This window comes from Pseudomonas sp. 6D_7.1_Bac1 (assembly GCF_025465945.1).
Taxonomy (GTDB): domain Bacteria; phylum Pseudomonadota; class Gammaproteobacteria; order Pseudomonadales; family Pseudomonadaceae; genus Aquipseudomonas.
Genome location: NZ_JANLNW010000034.1, coordinates 98315 through 114618, shown reverse-complemented (window position 1 = coordinate 114618; position 16304 = coordinate 98315). Strand labels below are relative to the sequence as shown.

16 protein-coding genes are annotated in these 16304 nt (G+C 59.3%); 14 read left to right on the top strand and 2 right to left on the bottom strand.

Features of this window, described 5'->3' with window-relative positions; translation table 11 throughout:
• The first annotated feature begins 251 nt into the window (after nt 1–251).
• From glpD to NTD87_RS08965, 11 genes are all read left to right on the top strand, one after another.
• On the top strand, nt 252–1790 hold the full coding sequence (gene glpD / locus NTD87_RS09015) for a glycerol-3-phosphate dehydrogenase (protein ID WP_262113360.1): 1539 nt from the start codon (nt 252–254) through the stop codon (nt 1788–1790).
• 463 nt (nt 1791–2253) lie between these two features.
• Complete coding sequence (locus tag NTD87_RS09010) at nt 2254–3168, top strand: glutamate/aspartate ABC transporter substrate-binding protein (RefSeq protein ID WP_262113359.1); 915 nt, start codon at nt 2254–2256, stop codon at nt 3166–3168.
• A 351-nt stretch (nt 3169–3519) separates the two neighbouring features.
• Nucleotides 3520–4266, top strand: a complete 747-nt coding sequence (locus tag NTD87_RS09005) for an amino acid ABC transporter permease (RefSeq protein WP_262113358.1) — start codon at nt 3520–3522, stop codon at nt 4264–4266.
• A complete protein-coding gene (locus NTD87_RS09000; protein ID WP_262113357.1) occupies nt 4266–4937 on the top strand; it encodes an amino acid ABC transporter permease in 672 nt (223 codons plus the stop codon). Before NTD87_RS09005 ends, NTD87_RS09000 begins: the two co-directional genes overlap by 1 nt.
• The gene (locus NTD87_RS08995; RefSeq protein WP_262113356.1) at nt 4934–5668 is read left to right on the top strand and encodes an amino acid ABC transporter ATP-binding protein; all 735 of its coding nucleotides are present in this window, start codon (nt 4934–4936) and stop codon (nt 5666–5668) included. The genes NTD87_RS09000 and NTD87_RS08995 overlap by 4 nt, the downstream gene beginning before the upstream one ends.
• A gap of 180 nt (nt 5669–5848) precedes the next feature.
• Nucleotides 5849–7750 (top strand): sensor histidine kinase, encoded by a 1902-nt coding sequence (locus NTD87_RS08990; RefSeq protein WP_262113354.1) that lies wholly within the window; start codon nt 5849–5851, stop codon nt 7748–7750.
• Nucleotides 7747–9075 carry a sigma-54-dependent transcriptional regulator gene (locus NTD87_RS08985; RefSeq protein ID WP_262113353.1) on the top strand — a complete coding sequence of 443 codons (1329 nt, stop codon included), beginning with the start codon at nt 7747–7749 and terminating at the stop codon, nt 9073–9075. Before NTD87_RS08990 ends, NTD87_RS08985 begins: the two co-directional genes overlap by 4 nt.
• A 22-nt stretch (nt 9076–9097) precedes the next feature.
• Nucleotides 9098–9427, top strand: a complete 330-nt coding sequence (locus NTD87_RS08980; protein WP_262113433.1) for a GlpM family protein — start codon at nt 9098–9100, stop codon at nt 9425–9427.
• A gap of 113 nt (nt 9428–9540) precedes the next feature.
• Nucleotides 9541–10461, top strand: coding sequence for an arginase (locus NTD87_RS08975; protein WP_262113351.1), 921 nt, complete (start codon nt 9541–9543; stop codon nt 10459–10461).
• Nucleotides 10458–10832 (top strand): transporter, encoded by a 375-nt coding sequence (locus NTD87_RS08970; RefSeq protein WP_262113350.1) that lies wholly within the window; start codon nt 10458–10460, stop codon nt 10830–10832. The genes NTD87_RS08975 and NTD87_RS08970 overlap by 4 nt, the downstream gene beginning before the upstream one ends.
• Nucleotides 10833–10863: 31 nt before the next feature.
• Nucleotides 10864–11247, top strand: a complete 384-nt coding sequence (locus tag NTD87_RS08965) for an EamA family transporter (protein WP_410017478.1) — start codon at nt 10864–10866, stop codon at nt 11245–11247.
• Nucleotides 11248–11402: 155 nt separating this feature from the next.
• Here NTD87_RS08965 and NTD87_RS08960 read toward each other — a convergent pair whose 3' ends face one another.
• Nucleotides 11403–12269, bottom strand: a complete 867-nt coding sequence (locus NTD87_RS08960) for a fatty acid desaturase family protein (RefSeq protein WP_262113349.1) — start codon at nt 12267–12269, stop codon at nt 11403–11405.
• A gap of 71 nt (nt 12270–12340) precedes the next feature.
• On the bottom strand, nt 12341–13111 hold the full coding sequence (locus NTD87_RS08955) for a MipA/OmpV family protein (RefSeq protein WP_262113348.1): 771 nt from the start codon (nt 13109–13111) through the stop codon (nt 12341–12343).
• A 226-nt stretch (nt 13112–13337) separates the two neighbouring features.
• Here NTD87_RS08955 and NTD87_RS08950 point away from each other — a divergent pair, with 226 nt between their 5' ends.
• The 3 genes from NTD87_RS08950 to NTD87_RS08940 are packed head-to-tail and all read left to right on the top strand — an operon-like array spanning nt 13338 to nt 16295.
• A complete protein-coding gene (locus NTD87_RS08950) occupies nt 13338–14048 on the top strand; it encodes an MtnX-like HAD-IB family phosphatase (RefSeq protein ID WP_262113347.1) in 711 nt (236 codons plus the stop codon).
• Nucleotides 14041–15435 carry an aspartate aminotransferase family protein gene (locus NTD87_RS08945; RefSeq protein WP_262113346.1) on the top strand — a complete coding sequence of 465 codons (1395 nt, stop codon included), beginning with the start codon at nt 14041–14043 and terminating at the stop codon, nt 15433–15435. The genes NTD87_RS08950 and NTD87_RS08945 overlap by 8 nt, the downstream gene beginning before the upstream one ends.
• Complete coding sequence (locus NTD87_RS08940) at nt 15432–16295, top strand: alpha/beta hydrolase (RefSeq protein ID WP_262113344.1); 864 nt, start codon at nt 15432–15434, stop codon at nt 16293–16295. The genes NTD87_RS08945 and NTD87_RS08940 overlap by 4 nt, the downstream gene beginning before the upstream one ends.
• Nucleotides 16296–16304 lie beyond the last annotated feature (9 nt).

The following is a 16304-nucleotide window of genomic DNA, read 5'->3' as shown; positions in this document are numbered from 1 at the left end:
AGCAAGCTCGCTCCCACAGGGGTCCACGCTATCCTGTGGGAGCGAGCTTGCTCGCGATGACGATCGTCTACGCAACACACCTCCTGCGCTCTATCGCGCGTCTGAATGTTCGAAAATTTTCCTTTCGCCTCCCTTTGATCAGTATTTTCAATCGAAGTCGACTGGTCGTGCCCGGCTTAATGCGCTACCATTTTCGCAAATGAACATTAATGTTCGAAATCAAATATTAAAAGAATGACCGAGGCCCGCCGATGCCCACTTCAACCTTGCCTACGCCCCCTCTTGCCGAGGTCTACGATATCGCCGTCATCGGCGGCGGGATCAACGGTGTAGGGATTGCAGCGGATGCCGCCGGCCGCGGTCTTTCGGTGTTCCTTTGTGAAAAGGACGATCTGGCCAGCCACACCTCGTCCGCCAGCAGTAAACTGATCCACGGCGGCCTGCGCTACCTCGAACATTACGAGTTCCGTCTGGTGCGTGAAGCCCTGGCCGAGCGTGAAGTGCTGTTGGCCAAGGCCCCGCATATCGTCAAACAGATGCGTTTCGTGCTGCCACACCGCCCGCACCTGCGTCCGGCGTGGATGATCCGCGCCGGCCTGTTCCTCTATGACCACCTCGGCAAGCGGGAAAAACTCGCCGGCTCCAAAAGCCTGAAGTTTGGTGCCGACAGCGCACTGAAAAGCGAGATCACCAAAGGCTTCGAATACTCCGACTGCTGGGTCGACGACGCCCGTCTGGTGGTGCTCAATGCCATGGCCGCCCGCGAAAAAGGCGCCCACGTTCACACCCAGACCCGTTGCGTCAGCGCCCGTCGTAGCAAAGGCCTGTGGGAACTGAACCTGGAACGCGCCGACGGCAGCCTGTTCTCGATCCGCGCCAAGGCGCTGGTGAATGCCGCCGGCCCATGGGTCGCCAAGTTCATTCGCGATGACCTGAAGATGGAATCGCCTTACGGCATCCGCCTGATCCAGGGCAGCCACCTTATCGTGCCGAAGCTGTACGAAGGCGAACACGCGCATATCTTGCAGAACGAAGACCAGCGCATCGTGTTCACCATTCCGTACCTCAATCAATTCACCCTGATCGGTACCACCGACCGCGAATACACTGGCGACCCGGCGAAAGTCGCGATCACCGATGGCGAGACCGATTACTTGCTGAACGTGGTCAACGCGCACTTCAAGAAACAAGTCAGCCGCAGCGACATCCTGCACACTTACTCCGGTGTTCGTCCGCTGTGCAACGACGAATCCGACAATCCTTCGGCCGTGACCCGCGATTACACCCTGGCATTGTCCGGCAGCACTGAAGAAGCCCCACTGCTGTCGGTGTTCGGTGGCAAGCTGACCACCTACCGTAAACTGGCCGAATCGGCCATGGCGCAGCTGGCACCGTACTTCAAGGGCATCTTGCCCAGCTGGACCGCGCAGGCGACCCTGCCGGGCGGCGAAGACATGACCACGCCGCAAGCCTTGAGCGCGTTGATTCGCGACAAGTTCGACTGGGTCCCGACGGAAATTTCCCGACGCTGGGCCAGCACCTACGGCAGCCGCACCTGGCGCATGCTCGAAGGCGTACAGAACCTGAACGACATGGGCGAACACCTGGGTGGCGGCCTCTACACCCGTGAAGTCGATTACCTGTGCAGTGAAGAGTGGGCAACCACCGCTCACGACATTCTTTGGCGCCGCAGCAAACTGGGCTTGTTCACCACCAAGGCCGAGCAAGAGAACGTGCAGCTGTACCTGAACAAGGTCGAGCAGAACCGCAGCAAGATCGAAGCGGCCTGATCGGTAATCCGGTTTAACGAAAGCCCCTGAATCTCACGATTCAGGGGCTTTTTGCATTCAGGAATGCGCCGTAAATCCACTGTGGGAGCAGCCGGGCGGCGTTCCGTCTGCTCGCGATAGCGGTGTGTCAGGCAACTTCAATGTTGGATGCGCTGACCTCATCGCGAGCAGGCTCGCTCCCACAAGGTGCTCAGCGACCTCAGGATCCCATTCGGTTTTCCGAACGCGACCCATCAATCGATTCGGTTAACCGGACTCTTGAGCCCTTAAATCAACAGCGTAAATATTTAATTTTCTTTTAAATCAATAAGTTGATCGATGCTCCCTGGTCTGGCACGAGTCATGCTCTACACTCTGGGACGAATGTCTGATGTGCCAACACTTCAGGAGCCGTCAAGGCATTCCGCAGTACAAAAGGGCCGATGAACTGGCTCCATATAAAAACAATGTCGAGGAAAATTTGATGCGCATCGTCCCCCATATCCTGGGCGCAGCCATTGCTGCCGCACTGATTAGCACGCCAGTTTTCGCCGCCGAACTCACCGGCACCCTGAAGAAGATCAAAGAGTCCGGCACCATTACCCTGGGGCATCGCGACGCTTCTATTCCGTTTTCCTACATTGCAGACGCTTCCGGCGTACCGGTCGGCTACTCCCACGATATTCAGCTGAAAATCGTCGAAGCCATCAAAAAAGACCTGGATATGCCGAACCTGAAGGTCAAGTACAACCTGGTCACCTCGCAAACCCGAATTCCACTGGTGCAGAACGGCACTGTGGACGTCGAGTGCGGTTCCACCACCAACAACGTCGAGCGTCAGCAGCAAGTTGACTTCTCCGTTGGCATCTTCGAAATCGGCACCAAGCTGCTGTCGAAAAAAGACTCGACCTACAAAGACTTCGCTGACCTCAAGGGCAAGAACGTCGTGACCACCGCCGGCACCACGTCCGAGCGCATTCTGAAGTCGATGAACGCTGACAAGCAGATGGGCATGAACGTCATCTCTGCCAAAGACCACGGCGAATCCTTCCAGATGCTGGAATCGGGTCGTGCCGTTGCTTTCATGATGGACGACGCACTGCTGGCCGGTGAAATGGCCAAGGCCAAGAAGCCGACTGACTGGGCCGTGACCGGCACTCCACAGTCCTACGAAATCTACGGCTGCATGGTCCGCAAGGGCGACCCGGACTTCAAGAAAGCGGTCGATGACGCCATTGTCGCTACCTACAAGTCCGGCGAGATCAACAAGATCTACGAAAAGTGGTTCATGCAGCCAATCCCGCCAAAAGGCCTGAACCTGATGTTCCCGATGAGCGACGAGCTCAAGGCCCTGATCGCCAATCCGACCGACAAAGCGGCTGACGAAAAGAAATCCTGATTTCTGACTAACCTTACCTCCTGACAGGGCCTGCGCCCTTTCAGGAGGCTGTCACTACCTGCTGGCATTTTCTGGAAGCACTCGAACCGGTGGTTGTCGAGCCGATCGCGTGTGCCTGACCGGAGTGGCCTGTACGGTTAGTTCGTTAGCTCAAATTCGGATGCCGGAAGTTCATATCCAAGGCGCTGTGACGAGTCATAGCTCGCTATGGCGAGGAACAGCAACGAAGGATATGGACTTCTGGCGCCGAAGTTGACTAACAGAACTGACCACACAGGCCACCAGGTCAGAAGGGAACGGAGTTTCCCCAGGCGGGCACTTGTACATCGATCGATCTGAGGGGAGACCCTAATGAATTACAACTGGGATTGGGGCGTGTTCTTCAAGTCCACCGGCGTGGGCAGCGAGACCTATCTCGACTGGTACCTCACAGGTTTGGGCTGGACCATCGCCATCGCCGTCGTGGCCTGGATCGTCGCATTGCTGCTGGGCTCAGTGCTCGGTGTCATGCGCACCGTGCCGAATCGCCTGGTATCGGGCATCGCCACCTGCTACGTGGAACTGTTCCGTAACGTACCGCTGCTGGTTCAGCTGTTCATCTGGTACTTCCTGGTGCCCGACCTGCTGCCCGAGAACCTGCAACAGTGGTACAAACAGGACCTTAACCCGACCACTTCGGCCTACCTGAGTGTTGTCGTGTGCCTGGGTCTGTTCACCGCTGCCCGAGTCTGCGAGCAAGTGCGCACCGGCATCCAGGCGCTGCCGCGTGGCCAGGAATCGGCTGCCCGCGCCATGGGTTTCAAGCTGCCGCAGATCTACTGGAACGTGCTGCTGCCTCAGGCCTACCGGATCATCATTCCGCCGCTGACCTCGGAGTTCCTCAACGTCTTCAAGAACTCGTCCGTCGCCTCGCTGATCGGTTTGATGGAACTGCTCGCGCAAACCAAACAGACCGCCGAGTTCTCCGCCAACCTGTTCGAAGCCTTCACCCTGGCGACACTGATCTACTTCACCCTGAACATGAGCCTGATGCTCCTGATGCGCATGGTCGAGAAGAAAGTCTCGGTGCCCGGCCTGATCTCCGTGGGGGGTAAATAATGGACCTCGATTTCAGTGGAATAGTCCACGCCGTCCCCGGCATGTGGAACGGCATGGTCATGACCCTGCAACTGATGGTGCTCGGCGTCGTTGGCGGGATCATCCTCGGCACTATCCTGGCGTTGATGCGCCTGTCCCACAGCAAACTGCTGTCGAACATCGCCGGCATATACGTGAACTACTTCCGCTCGATCCCGCTGCTGCTGGTGATCACCTGGTTCTACCTGGCGGTACCGTTCGTGCTGCGCTGGATCACCGGCGAAGATACGCCGATCGGTGCGTTTACCTCGTGCATCGTGGCGTTCATGATGTTCGAAGCGGCGTACTTCTGCGAAATCGTCCGTGCCGGTGTGCAGTCGATTCCCAAAGGCCAGATGGGCGCAGCCCAGGCGTTGGGCATGAGCTATGGCCAGATGATGCGCCTGATCATCCTGCCGCAAGCGTTTCGCAAGATGACGCCGCTGTTGCTGCAACAAAGCATCATCCTGTTTCAGGACACCTCGCTGGTCTACACCGTCGGCCTGGTGGACTTCCTCAATGCTTCGCGGGCCAGTGGCGACATCATTGGCCGCTCCAATGAGTTCCTGATCATCGCAGGTCTCGTGTACTTCACAATCAGCTTTGCCGCCTCGCAGCTGGTCAAGCGTCTGCAAAAAAGGTTTGCCGTATGATTTCTATCAAGAACGTCAACAAGTGGTATGGCGACTTCCAGGTACTGACTGATTGCAGCACCGAAGTCAAAAAAGGCGAAGTGATTGTGGTGTGCGGGCCGTCCGGCTCTGGTAAATCCACCCTGATCAAATGCGTCAACGCCCTGGAACCGTTCCAGAAAGGCGACGTGGTGGTCGATGGCACGTCCATCGCCGACCCGAAGACCAACCTGCCGAAACTGCGTTCGCGCGTCGGCATGGTGTTCCAGCATTTCGAATTGTTCCCGCACCTGACCATCACCGAAAACCTGACCATCGCGCAGATCAAGGTGTTGGGCCGCAGCAAGGAAGAAGCCACCAAGAAAGGCCTGCAACTGCTTGAGCGCGTCGGCCTCTCGGCACACGCTCACAAGCACCCGGGCCAGCTCTCCGGTGGGCAGCAGCAGCGTGTGGCGATAGCCCGTGCGCTGGCCATGGACCCGATCGTCATGCTGTTCGACGAACCGACCTCGGCGCTGGACCCGGAAATGGTCAACGAAGTGCTGGACGTGATGGTACAACTGGCCCACGAAGGCATGACCATGATGTGCGTGACCCACGAAATGGGTTTCGCCCGCAAGGTGGCGGACCGGGTGATCTTCATGGACCAGGGCAAGATCATCGAAGACTGCAAGAAAGAAGAGTTCTTCGGTGACATCAACGCCCGCTCCGACCGTGCGCAGCATTTCCTTGAAAAGATTCTGCAGCACTAAAGCACCGGGCACTTGCTCGAAGCCTCACCAAGCTCCTGTGGGAGCGAGCCTGCTCGCGATAGCGGACTAACCGTCGACATCTTCGTTGACCGATAGGCAGTCATCGCGAGCAGGCTCGCTCCCACCAGGGGCCAGTGGTGGCTCGCGAGTAAGTGTTGTGGTTGACCCAAGGCATCTGTGATGAAATGCGACCCCACTCTCTATCGCGCAGCGCCGCCATCACTTGCCGTGAAACCCCGTCTGATTCGCCATCTGTTTCTACCGCCGCTGGTCATCTTGCTGATGGTCGGGTTGGGTTACGTCGGCTTCTGGATCAGCGAGCACTACGGGATTCGCAGCCTTGGCGAGAACGGTCAACGTCAGCTGGAACTGCACGCTCGCGCAGTCGAAAGCGAGATCAGCAAATACACCTACCTGCCCAGCCTGCTGGAACTCGAATCGAGTGTTTCAGAGCTGCTGGCCGACCCGTCGCCGGAACACCGGCAAGCGGTCAACGATTACCTTGAAGGCCTGAACCGGCGCAGCCGCAGTCGGGCCATCTACGTAATGGACACCACCGGTCGGGTATTGGCGACCAGCAACTGGCGCGATGTCGACAGTTACCTCGGTGAAGACCTGTCCTTCCGTGCCTATTTCCAGAATGCCGTACGCGGCCAGCCCGGGCGTTTCTACGGCATCGGCAGCACCAACGGCGAACCCGGTTACTACCTGGCCCATGGCCTGGAAGAACAAGGCAAAATCATCGGCGTCGCGGTGGTCAAAGTCCGCCTCGAAGCCATGGAAGAGCGCTGGCAGCGTGCCCGCCTGGAAGCCTTCGTCAGCGACGAGAATGGCATCATCATTCTGTCCAGCGACCCGGCGCGCCGACTCAAATCGGTTCGCCCCCTCAGCGACGACACCAAAGAACGCCTGGCCCGTAGCCTGCAATATTACTGGTACCCACTCAAGGAACTGGAACCGCTGGCCCGCGAGCGACTGTCCGAAGGCGTGGAAAAAATCACCTTCCCGGCCAACGCCGAACTGGTCTCGGATGAACAGGAAATCAGCTACCTGTCGCAGACCCGACCGCTTGCCGATACGCCGTGGAATTTCACCCTGCTCACACCGCTCGAGGATTTGCGCCGTGAAGCGATCAATCAGGGCATTCTGGTCGCAGTGGCCTTCGCGCTGCTGGCGTTCCTGCTGATTGCCTGGAATGAACGACGCAAAGTCATCGCCACCCGCCTCGCCGCCCGTGAAGCGTTGCAAGAAGCCAACAACCAGCTGGAGCGCAAGATCACAGAGCGCACCACCGACCTGCGGGCCAGCAACGAACGCCTGAAAAGCCAGATCCGCGAGCGTCGGCAGGCCGAAGAAACGCTGCGCAGGGCTCAGGACGAACTGGTACAAGCCGGCAAACTCGCGGCCATCGGCCAGATGTCCACCAGCATTGCCCACGAATTGAACCAGCCGCTGGCTGCGTTGCGCACCTTGTCCGGCAACACCGTGCGTTTTCTGGAGCGCGGGCAGTTGGACATCGCCAGTGCCAACCTGAAAACCATCAACGAACTGATCGACCGCATGGGCCGGATCACCGCCAGCCTGCGCTCCTTTGCCCGGCGCGGTGACGATCAGGGCCAGGCCAGCCTCGGCAAAGCGGTAGACGCCGCCTTGCAGCTGCTTGGCGCCCGCCTTGAAAGCGCCCACTTGCAGTTACACCGCGAGTTCAGCGACGTGCAAGTGCAGATCGACCAGACCCGTCTGGAGCAGATCCTGGTCAACCTGATCGGCAACGCCCTGGACGCCATGCAAACGCAGCCACTGCCCGAGCTGTGGCTGGAAGGTGACGTCGTCGACGGCAAATACCGCCTGCGCGTACGCGACAACGGCCATGGCATCGACGCCGAAACCCGCAAGCATTTGTTCGAACCTTTTTTTACCACCAAACCCGGCGAACAGGGCCTGGGCCTCGGCCTGACCCTGTCGGCGAGCCTGGCTGCCGCCACCGGCGGTCACCTCGGCGTCGAGCACCCGGCCAGCGGTGGTACTGCTTTCGTCCTCAGTTTACCGTTGGTAAGCCTCCTTCCCGCCGAGCCAATATGAACAACGACCTTAGTGTGCTGATCGTCGAAGACGACCCCCATGTCCTGCTCGGTTGCCAGCAGGCCCTGTCCCTGGAAGACATTCCCTGTATCGGGGTCGGCAGCGCTGAAGAAGCCCTGGCGCGGATCGGCGATAATTTTGCCGGGATCGTCATCAGCGACATTCGCCTGCCGGGCATCGATGGCCTGGAACTGCTGAGCCGCCTCAAAGCCCGCGATCGCAGCCTGCCGGTGGTACTGATCACGGGCCATGGCGACATCTCGATGGCGGTCGGCGCGATGCAAAAAGGCGCCTACGACTTTATGGAAAAGCCGTTCTCCCCCGAACGCCTGGTCGATGTCGCGCGCCGCGCCCTGGAGCAGCGCAGCCTGGCTCGCGAAGTGACCTCACTGCGCCGGCAACTGGCCGAACGCGATTCCCTTGAGGGTCGGATCATCGGTCGCTCGCCCGCCATGCAGCACCTGCGTGAGTTGATCGCCAATGTCGCCGACACTTCGGCCAACGTGTTGATCGAAGGTGAGACCGGCACCGGCAAAGAGTTGGTCGCGCGTTGCTTGCACGACTTCAGTCGCCGTCAGTCGCAGCAATTCGTCGCACTGAACTGCGGTGGCCTGCCGGAAAACCTCTTCGAAAGCGAAATTTTCGGCCACGAAGCCAACGCCTTTACCGGCGCCGGCAAACGGCGGATCGGCAAGATCGAACACGCCGACGGCGGCACGCTGTTCCTGGATGAAGTGGAAAGCATGCCACTATCGCTGCAAATCAAATTGTTGCGGGTATTGCAGGAACGCACCCTGGAACGGCTCGGCTCGAACCAGAGCGTTGAAGTCGACTGCCGGGTAATCGCGGCAACCAAGTCCGACCTCAACGACTTGAGCCGCGTCGGCCAGTTTCGCAGTGACCTGTATTACCGTCTGAACGTGGTGACCCTGGAACTGCCGCCGCTGCGCGAACGCCGCGAAGACATCCTGCAGTTGTTCGAGCACTTCCTGCAGCAGTCGTCCCTGCGCTTTGACCGTGCGCTGCCTGAACTGGACAACCAGACCCTGTCGAACCTGATGAGCCACGACTGGCCCGGCAACGTGCGCGAACTGCGCAACGTCGCCGAGCGTTTTGCCCTCGGCTTGCCAGCCTTCAAGAAGTCCGGCACCGGCGGCACCGCCCAAGGTCTGGCGTTCTCCGAGGCGGTGGAAGCCTTCGAACGCAACCTGCTCAACGACGCCTTGCAGCGCAGCAGCGGCAACCTGACCCAGGCCAGCCTGGAACTGGGCATGGCCAAGACCACGCTGTTCGACAAAGTCAAAAAATACGGCTTGAGCCACTAACGCGAGATGTTCCGTGGATTTATTGTTGAAAGCTGCACTGGGCGCCGCGGTGGTGGTGATCCTCGCCTTCCTCGCCAAGACCAGAAACTATTACATCGCAGGCTTGGTGCCGCTGTTTCCGACCTTTGCGCTGATCGCCCATTACATCGTCGGCAAGGGCCGTTCGCTGGACGACCTGAAGACCACTATCGTGTTTGGCATGTGGTCGATCATTCCGTATTTCGTTTACCTGGCGACCTTGTATGTGATGGTCGATCGGCTGCGGCTGGAGGCCTCGCTGGCGGTGGCTGCGGTGGCGTGGTTGATGGCGGCTACGGTTCTGGTTTCTGTTTGGGTCCGCATTCACGCCTGAGTCTGACCGCGGCTGGCCCGCCCCTTGCATTTACCCGTTAAAGCCCGCCCGGCCTGCGTTCGTGATTGATCGCGCCGGCCTTGGAGGGGTGCTGCCATGGGTAAAAATACGTTTTGAATATCTTAGACCTCGACCACAGCCTGACAGCCCAGGCGCCGATTGCCCGTCTGCTGGAAAGCGGTCGCGCCAAACGCCTGGACCTGCTCGATCTGGGACCCAAACTGCGTTTGTGGTCCAGTGAGAAGAACTACCGTCGCTTTTCCGAACGCCTGCGCCAACGGCCCCGCCATACCGGGCCACAGCCGGAAATTTTCTTTATCGGTTCCGGCGACTACCATCACCTGACCCCGGCCTTCCTCGCTGAAATTACCGAGCCGGCCAGCCTGATCCATTTCGATAACCATCCCGACTGGGTGCGCTTTGCGCCGCGTCGGCATTGTGGTTCGTGGGTCAATCGGGCGCTGAAGCTGCCGAACATCAAACGCATCGTCACCCTGGGGCCGTGCAGCGATGACCTGCATAACCCGCAACTGCGCGGTGGTAACCTCGGCGCGCTGAAGCGTGGTGACTTGCAGCTATTCCCCTGGCAGCACCCACCGTCCCAGGTCTGGGGCCTGATCGGCGACGGTGCCGGGCATCAACAGCGGGAAAACATGCTGCACTGGCGCAATCTGGCGGACCTCGACTGGCCGGTGTTTCTCCAGCAATTGATCGAAAGCCTGCCGACCGAAGCGGTGTGGATCACCATCGACAAGGATGTGCTCGCCAGCGAAGACGCCGCCACCAACTGGGACCAGGGCGGCATGCGCCTGACCCACTTGCTGCAAGCCTTGCGCGCACTGGCGGCGAGCAAAAGAATCCTGGGCATCGATATCTGTGGCGAGTTCGCCCAACCGGCCTTCAGCAACGCGTTCAAGCGCTGGGAAGCCAAGTCCGACCAGCCGCCACCCGAGCGCTGGAGCGAAGACGATCTGCTGCGAAATGCGGCAACCAATCAGGCATTGATCAGCCTGTTCGAGGAGTTATTCCCGTGACCCTGACCGTCGTGTTACTGGTGGCGTTTTCGATTGTCCTGGACGTCATCGGCCAGCTCTGTTTCAAGCTGGGCCTGGACCGTTTGCCGGAGCTCGAAGGTGGCTTCCGACTGAATGCGTTCTGGGGCCAGGTGTTCAATGCGCCGTTGCTCTGGTGCGGAATCGGCGCCTACGCCATCGAGTTCTTTGTCTGGCTCGAAGCCCTGTCCCGCGCGCCACTGAGCCTGTTGTTTCCATCCGCTGCGCTGGCTTATTGCGGTGTCGTGCTGGCCGGTAAAGTGGTGTTGGGTGAAACCGTCAGCCGCCGGCGCTGGCTTGGCACCCTGGTGATTACGGCGGGCGTGATGCTCGTGTGTGTCGCCAATGTCTGACGCTCAATCGATGATGGAAAGGAACAGCGCTATGGGTTGGCTGCACGGACGTCTGGGCACGGTTGTGCTGTGGCTGCTGCTGATCGGCTTTGAAAGTGGTGGTCAGATCGCCACCAAAGTCGGCGGTGATCAACTGGGGCAGATGGATTTCAATCTCCAATGGCTGGCGGCCGTGGCCGGTAATCCGGGGGTGCTGACAGCCATTGCCTGCTACATCGGGGCGTTCTTCGTCTGGATGCTGATATTGCGACGCAGCAGCCTGTCGCTGGCGTTTCCGCTGAGTTCGCTGGTGTTTGTCGGTGTGCTGCTCGGCTCGTGGCTCGGTCTCGGCGAGCAGATCAGCCTGCTGCACTGGCTGGGCGTGGCGGTGATCATGGGCGGGATTGCGCTGCTGGCTGAAGGCGAAGAAACCTGACGGCACCGCGAGCACCCGTGGCGAGGGAGCTTGCTCCCGCTCGAGTGCGAAGCGCTCGCAATCCTGCTGTCCACCGTTTTAGGGCCGCTTCGCGCCCCAGCGGGAGCAAGCTCCCTCGCCACAGCAAGCCCTCTAGCCACAAAAGCTGCTGTGTTTCAGCTTTTGCGATGAGTCACCAGAAAACCCAGCCCGTGTGAAACCGGAATCACCTTCACCCCCGCCACACGTTGCTGCTCGGCAATCTCGCGGTGAAACGCCTTGACCTGGGTCCAGTGCATTTTCGGCCGGTAATGATGCTCGGCGTGATAGCCGTTGTTCATCCAGATCAGGTTGTAGAGCACGCTGTAGCTGCTCACGCCCCAGGCAATCGGCAAGTCCGGATTGCCACCCAAATGCTCGTAATAACCATTGAGCGAAGACAACGCCTGGCCCAGATACCAGAACGGCAACAACAGCAACACCGCATGCCAGTCATAGAACGCCAGCGCCACATAGGCCGCCACCGTCACATAAATCTCGACCTTGACCCAACGCGCATCGCTGGGCCGCTTGCGCTGCATTTCTTCGTAGAACGGCTTGGGATCATCGCGAAAAAAGCTGAGAAAGGTGTACGACCAAGGGTTTTCGGGTTGACCATCCTTGCCGCGCAGGTAGATCGACAGCGGATCAACCGTTTTTCCGTGTGTATCCGGCAGGTCGGAATTACCGCGATGGTGACGATTGTGGATGTCGCGGTAAAGGGTTTGCGAAAAACCGATGGTCACCGACAGCAACAGATCGAATGCCCGATTCATCCAGGCAATAGTGAAGTACGGGTTGTGGATCTGGTTGTGGGAAATGCTGTTGATGCTCCACGACAGGCTGACGGCATAGACCAGCGCCAGCGGCACAATGGCCCACCACGACAGGTCATGGAAGGCCAGCACCATCCACAGAACAAACGCCAGATGAGCCACACCCAGCGCAATCGGGACCAGATCCCACAGCGAATAGGCAAGGAGACGATACGCGGGACGAGCCATGAAGAACTTCCTGAGAAATTGTGTTCATGGCAGGGTCTGCAAAGGACGGACCAGATTCAACGGTGGTCGACTCAATCGAATTTGTAGCTGATCGCCGCCTGCACCTGGGCCTGATTCACACGCCCCTCTTGCTTGACGATGCTGCTGTCCGCTGCCGAGTTGGTCAGGTGAATCCAGCTGGCACTGGTCACCAGCGACCACTGTGCTGCCAGCGGGAATTCGAAGTTCTGGGTCAACATCACATTCTGCAAGCCGCCACTGGCGCTGTATGGACGGAACTCCGAAGCCTTGGCGTCGTTGTCAGAAACGCCAAAGAACGTCTGACTCTGGTGACTATCGGCAAAATTCGCGGCCAGTTCGCTGCTGCCAATGATCCCCAGGCCCAGTGGATAACCCACCTCCCCGCCCACACGACCGAGCACACCATCCTGGCGGCGATTACCGCCCACGGTCTGGCCGACGAAAGCAAAAACTCGCCAGAAATCAGCCGGGCTGTACTGAATGAAGCCACCGACCTCCCCCATGGCCGACACATTGCGCAGGCCCCGCAGCGTGCCATTGGAGATGCGTCCCGGAATGTAGTTGAAAAACGGCCCGGCACTGAAACCGTTGGTTTTCAAGGCGCTCCAGGTCAAGCCGTCGTCGGTGCTGAGGCTGACATCGCCCCAGTCCAGATCGAAGTAAGGCACCGGCACGACTTCATAACGACTGCCAGTGGGGTCATAGGGCTGATAGCTCGCGCCGAGACCGGCTTCACCCGTTATTCCAGCCGCCTGGGCGGTGGCACAAAAGCCGCCAAGGCACAGCAGGACAGCACATACAGCAGAGGTAATCCTGAACATAGAGCGATTCCTTAGCAGTGCCGGCGCGCATCAATCCCCAGGTCGATTTTCCTGCGCAAGCACTCATGTTGTTTGTAGCGACCTACAAAAATTGTAGCTCGGCGGACACATTTCCCGCACAGCATACCTCAGAGCCCCGGCCAACAGGGCTTGAAACAACTTGGCACATTCCCTGCTCTACCCCGTGCAAGCGCAACAGCGCGCCCCTGCCCTATAGGTAATGCAGATGATTGATTGGCATATCGTGTGTGATTTCGACGGGACCATCACACGCACCGACGTGATCGACAGCATCCTCCAGCGTTTCGCCGACCCGAGCTGGGAAGCGATCGAGGATGAGTGGCTGAGCGGTGCTATCGGTTCCCGTGAATGCCTTAGCCGCCAGCTGTCGCTGGTCAAGGCAACACCCAACGAACTGCTCGGCTTCTTCGACAGCGTCGAAATCGATGCCGACTTCCCGGATTTTGTCGACCACGTAGTCGGCCTGGGCGCCTCCATCGAAGTGGTCAGTGACGGCATCGAGCAAGGCATCGCGCGGATTCTGGCGCGCAACTACGTCAGCCTCCTGCCGATCCTCGCCAACCGCCTGCGTCAGGTCGACCACAACAGCTGGCGCATCGACTTCCCGTATTCGAGCGACGCCTGCCGTGCCGCCTCCGGCAACTGCAAATGCAAATCCACACCCAGCAGCAAACGCGTGCTGGTGATCGGCGACGGCCAGTCCGACATGTGCGTGGCCTCCACCGCTGACTTCGTTTTCGCCAAGGACCGCCTGGCCGAACATTGCGAACGCAATGGCATCGCCTACGCCCGCTTCGACAGCTTCGCCGAACTTCCGGCCTTGCTGGCCAAACTGCCTACCGGCAGCGCCGCCAACGCCAATGTCTTCACGCTTGAAACCTCTTCCGAAACACAGGAACTCTTCCACCATGTCTGATATCCGAATTGCTACCGCAGAAGACCAGGTTCTTCTGGATAAGGAAGCCAAGTACTGCTCCTACGGCGACACCGTTCACTACATCGATCCTCCGCGCATTTTCAGCCGTTGCGAAGGTTCCTACGTGTGGGACACCGAAGACCAGGCTTACCTCGACCTGCAAATGTGGTACTCGGCCGTTAACTTCGGTTACGCCAACCCGCGCCTGAACAACGCCCTGAAACAACAGATCGACACCCTGCCGCAAATCGCCAGCCAGTACCTGCACAAAGGCAAGATCGAGCTGTCGGAAATGATCGCGGTCGACGCCAAGAACAAGTTCGGCCTCGACGGTCGCGTGCACTTCAACGTCGGCGGTTCGCAGTCGATCGAAGACTCGTTGAAAGTCGTGCGTAACGCCACCAACGGCAAGAGCCTGATGTTCGCCTTCGAAGGCGGCTACCACGGCCGTACCCTCGGCGCTTCGTCGATCACCTCGAGCTACCGCTACCGTCGCCGCTACGGTCACTTCGGTGAGCGCGCCAACTTCATCCCGTTCCCGTACCACTTCCGTGGCCCGAAAGGCATGACCAAGGAAGAGTACGGCAGCCATTGCGTGCAGCAGTTCGCCCGTCTGTTCGAAACCGAATACAACGGCGTCTGGGACCCTAAAGTCGGCCAGAGCGAATACGCAGCCTTCTACGTCGAGCCAATCCAGGGCACCGGCGGCTACGTGATTCCGCCAATGAACTTCTACAGCGAACTCAAGCAAGTGCTGGATCAGCACGGCATCCTGATGGTCGTCGACGAAATCCAGATGGGTTTCTGGCGTACCGGCAAGCTGTGGTCGATCGAACACTTCGACGTCAAGCCGGACGTGATCGTCTTCGGTAAAGCGCTGACCAACGGCCTCAACCCACTGGGCGGCATCTGGGCTCGCGAAGAGCTGATCAACCCGAAGGTATTCCCGCCAGGTTCGACTCACTCCACCTTCGCCTCCAACCCACTGGGTACGGCTGTTGGTCTGGAAATGTTCAAGATGACCCACGAAGTCGACTACGGCTCGATGGTCATGGCCAAGGGCAAATACTTCCTGGACGGCCTGCAGGACCTGCAGAAGCGCTACCCGATCATCGGCGACGTCGACGGTCTGGGCCTGGCACTGCGCTGCGAAATCTGCGGCCCGGATGGCTTCACTCCGGACAAGGCCACCCTGGACTTCATGGTTGATGAAGGCATGAAGGGCGACATCGAAATCGACGGCAAGCGTCTGGGCCTGATTCTCGATGTGGGCGGCTACTACAAGAACGTCATCACCCTGGCCCCGTCGCTGGAAATCAGCTACGCGGAAATCGATCTGGGCATCGCCCTGCTCGACCGCCTGCTTGCCCGGGCCATGAAACGATGAACGAAACAGAGATCGATCTCGGCGAAGGTAGTACCGGTTTCGTTCTCGGCAGTGGCGAGGTCGCGGTGTTGTTGATCCACGGCCTGACCGGCACCCCGACGGAGTTACGTCGGGTTGCCATCGGCTTGGCCAAATCGGGTTGCACGGTGTACGTGCCAACCCTGGCCGGGCACTGCGGTGACAACGCCGACCTGCAAGCCACCGGCTGGCAGGACTGGTACGAAGGTGTACGCAAGACGTTCGTGGGCATACGCCAACGGCACGAGCAGGTATTCGTCGGTGGTCTGTCCATGGGCGCAGTCATGTCCATGTACGTCGCCTCCGAGCATCCGGGGCAAGTCGCTGGCCTGCTGATGTACTCGACCACCCTGCGCTACGACGGCTGGAACATCCACAAACTGGCGTTCCTGACCCCCTTGTTGATGAAGATTCCATTCGGCGTGAACATCTGCAGCTTCGAAGAAACGCCGCCCTATGGCATCAAGAACGAGCGTCTGCGGGCGATCGTCGAACGTCAGATGAAAGACGGCGAAAGCAGCAATGCCGGACTGTTGACCATGGAAGGCGTCACCGTGCGCGAATTGCACCGGATGAATGCCGTGGTCAAGAAACGCATGCCGTCGATCAAGACACCGGCCTTGGTGCTGCACTCTATCGAGGACGACATCACCAGCCGATGGAACGCCGATTACGTCGAACGCAATCTTGGCGGCCCGGTCACCAAGGTCCTGCTGGACAACTGCTACCACATGATCACGGTCGACCTGGAGTACCGCCGTGTCGTGGATCTGAGCGCGGACTTTGTCCAACAGCTTTCGGTGAAGCCGAGCGAGCCCGAAGAGTATCGACAGCTGGCATAGCTTAAGGAT

Bases quoted from the DNA above. Each gene is read 5' to 3' on its own strand.
- glpD (WP_262113360.1), top strand. From the start codon at position 252: ATGCCCACTTCAACCTTGCCTACGCCCCCTCTTGCCGAGGTCTACGAT.
- NTD87_RS09010 (WP_262113359.1), top strand. From the start codon at position 2,254: ATGCGCATCGTCCCCCATATCCTGGGCGCAGCCATTGCTGCCGCACTG.
- NTD87_RS09005 (WP_262113358.1), top strand. From the start codon at position 3,520: ATGAATTACAACTGGGATTGGGGCGTGTTCTTCAAGTCCACCGGCGTG.
- NTD87_RS09000 (WP_262113357.1), top strand. From the start codon at position 4,266: ATGGACCTCGATTTCAGTGGAATAGTCCACGCCGTCCCCGGCATGTGG.
- NTD87_RS08995 (WP_262113356.1), top strand. From the start codon at position 4,934: ATGATTTCTATCAAGAACGTCAACAAGTGGTATGGCGACTTCCAGGTA.
- NTD87_RS08990 (WP_262113354.1), top strand. From the start codon at position 5,849: ATGAAATGCGACCCCACTCTCTATCGCGCAGCGCCGCCATCACTTGCC.
- NTD87_RS08985 (WP_262113353.1), top strand. From the start codon at position 7,747: ATGAACAACGACCTTAGTGTGCTGATCGTCGAAGACGACCCCCATGTC.
- NTD87_RS08965 (WP_410017478.1), top strand. From the start codon at position 10,864: ATGGGTTGGCTGCACGGACGTCTGGGCACGGTTGTGCTGTGGCTGCTG.
- NTD87_RS08960 (WP_262113349.1), bottom strand. From the start codon at position 12,269: ATGGCTCGTCCCGCGTATCGTCTCCTTGCCTATTCGCTGTGGGATCTG.
- NTD87_RS08955 (WP_262113348.1), bottom strand. From the start codon at position 13,111: ATGTTCAGGATTACCTCTGCTGTATGTGCTGTCCTGCTGTGCCTTGGC.
- NTD87_RS08950 (WP_262113347.1), top strand. From the start codon at position 13,338: ATGATTGATTGGCATATCGTGTGTGATTTCGACGGGACCATCACACGC.
- NTD87_RS08945 (WP_262113346.1), top strand. From the start codon at position 14,041: ATGTCTGATATCCGAATTGCTACCGCAGAAGACCAGGTTCTTCTGGAT.
- NTD87_RS08940 (WP_262113344.1), top strand. From the start codon at position 15,432: ATGAACGAAACAGAGATCGATCTCGGCGAAGGTAGTACCGGTTTCGTT.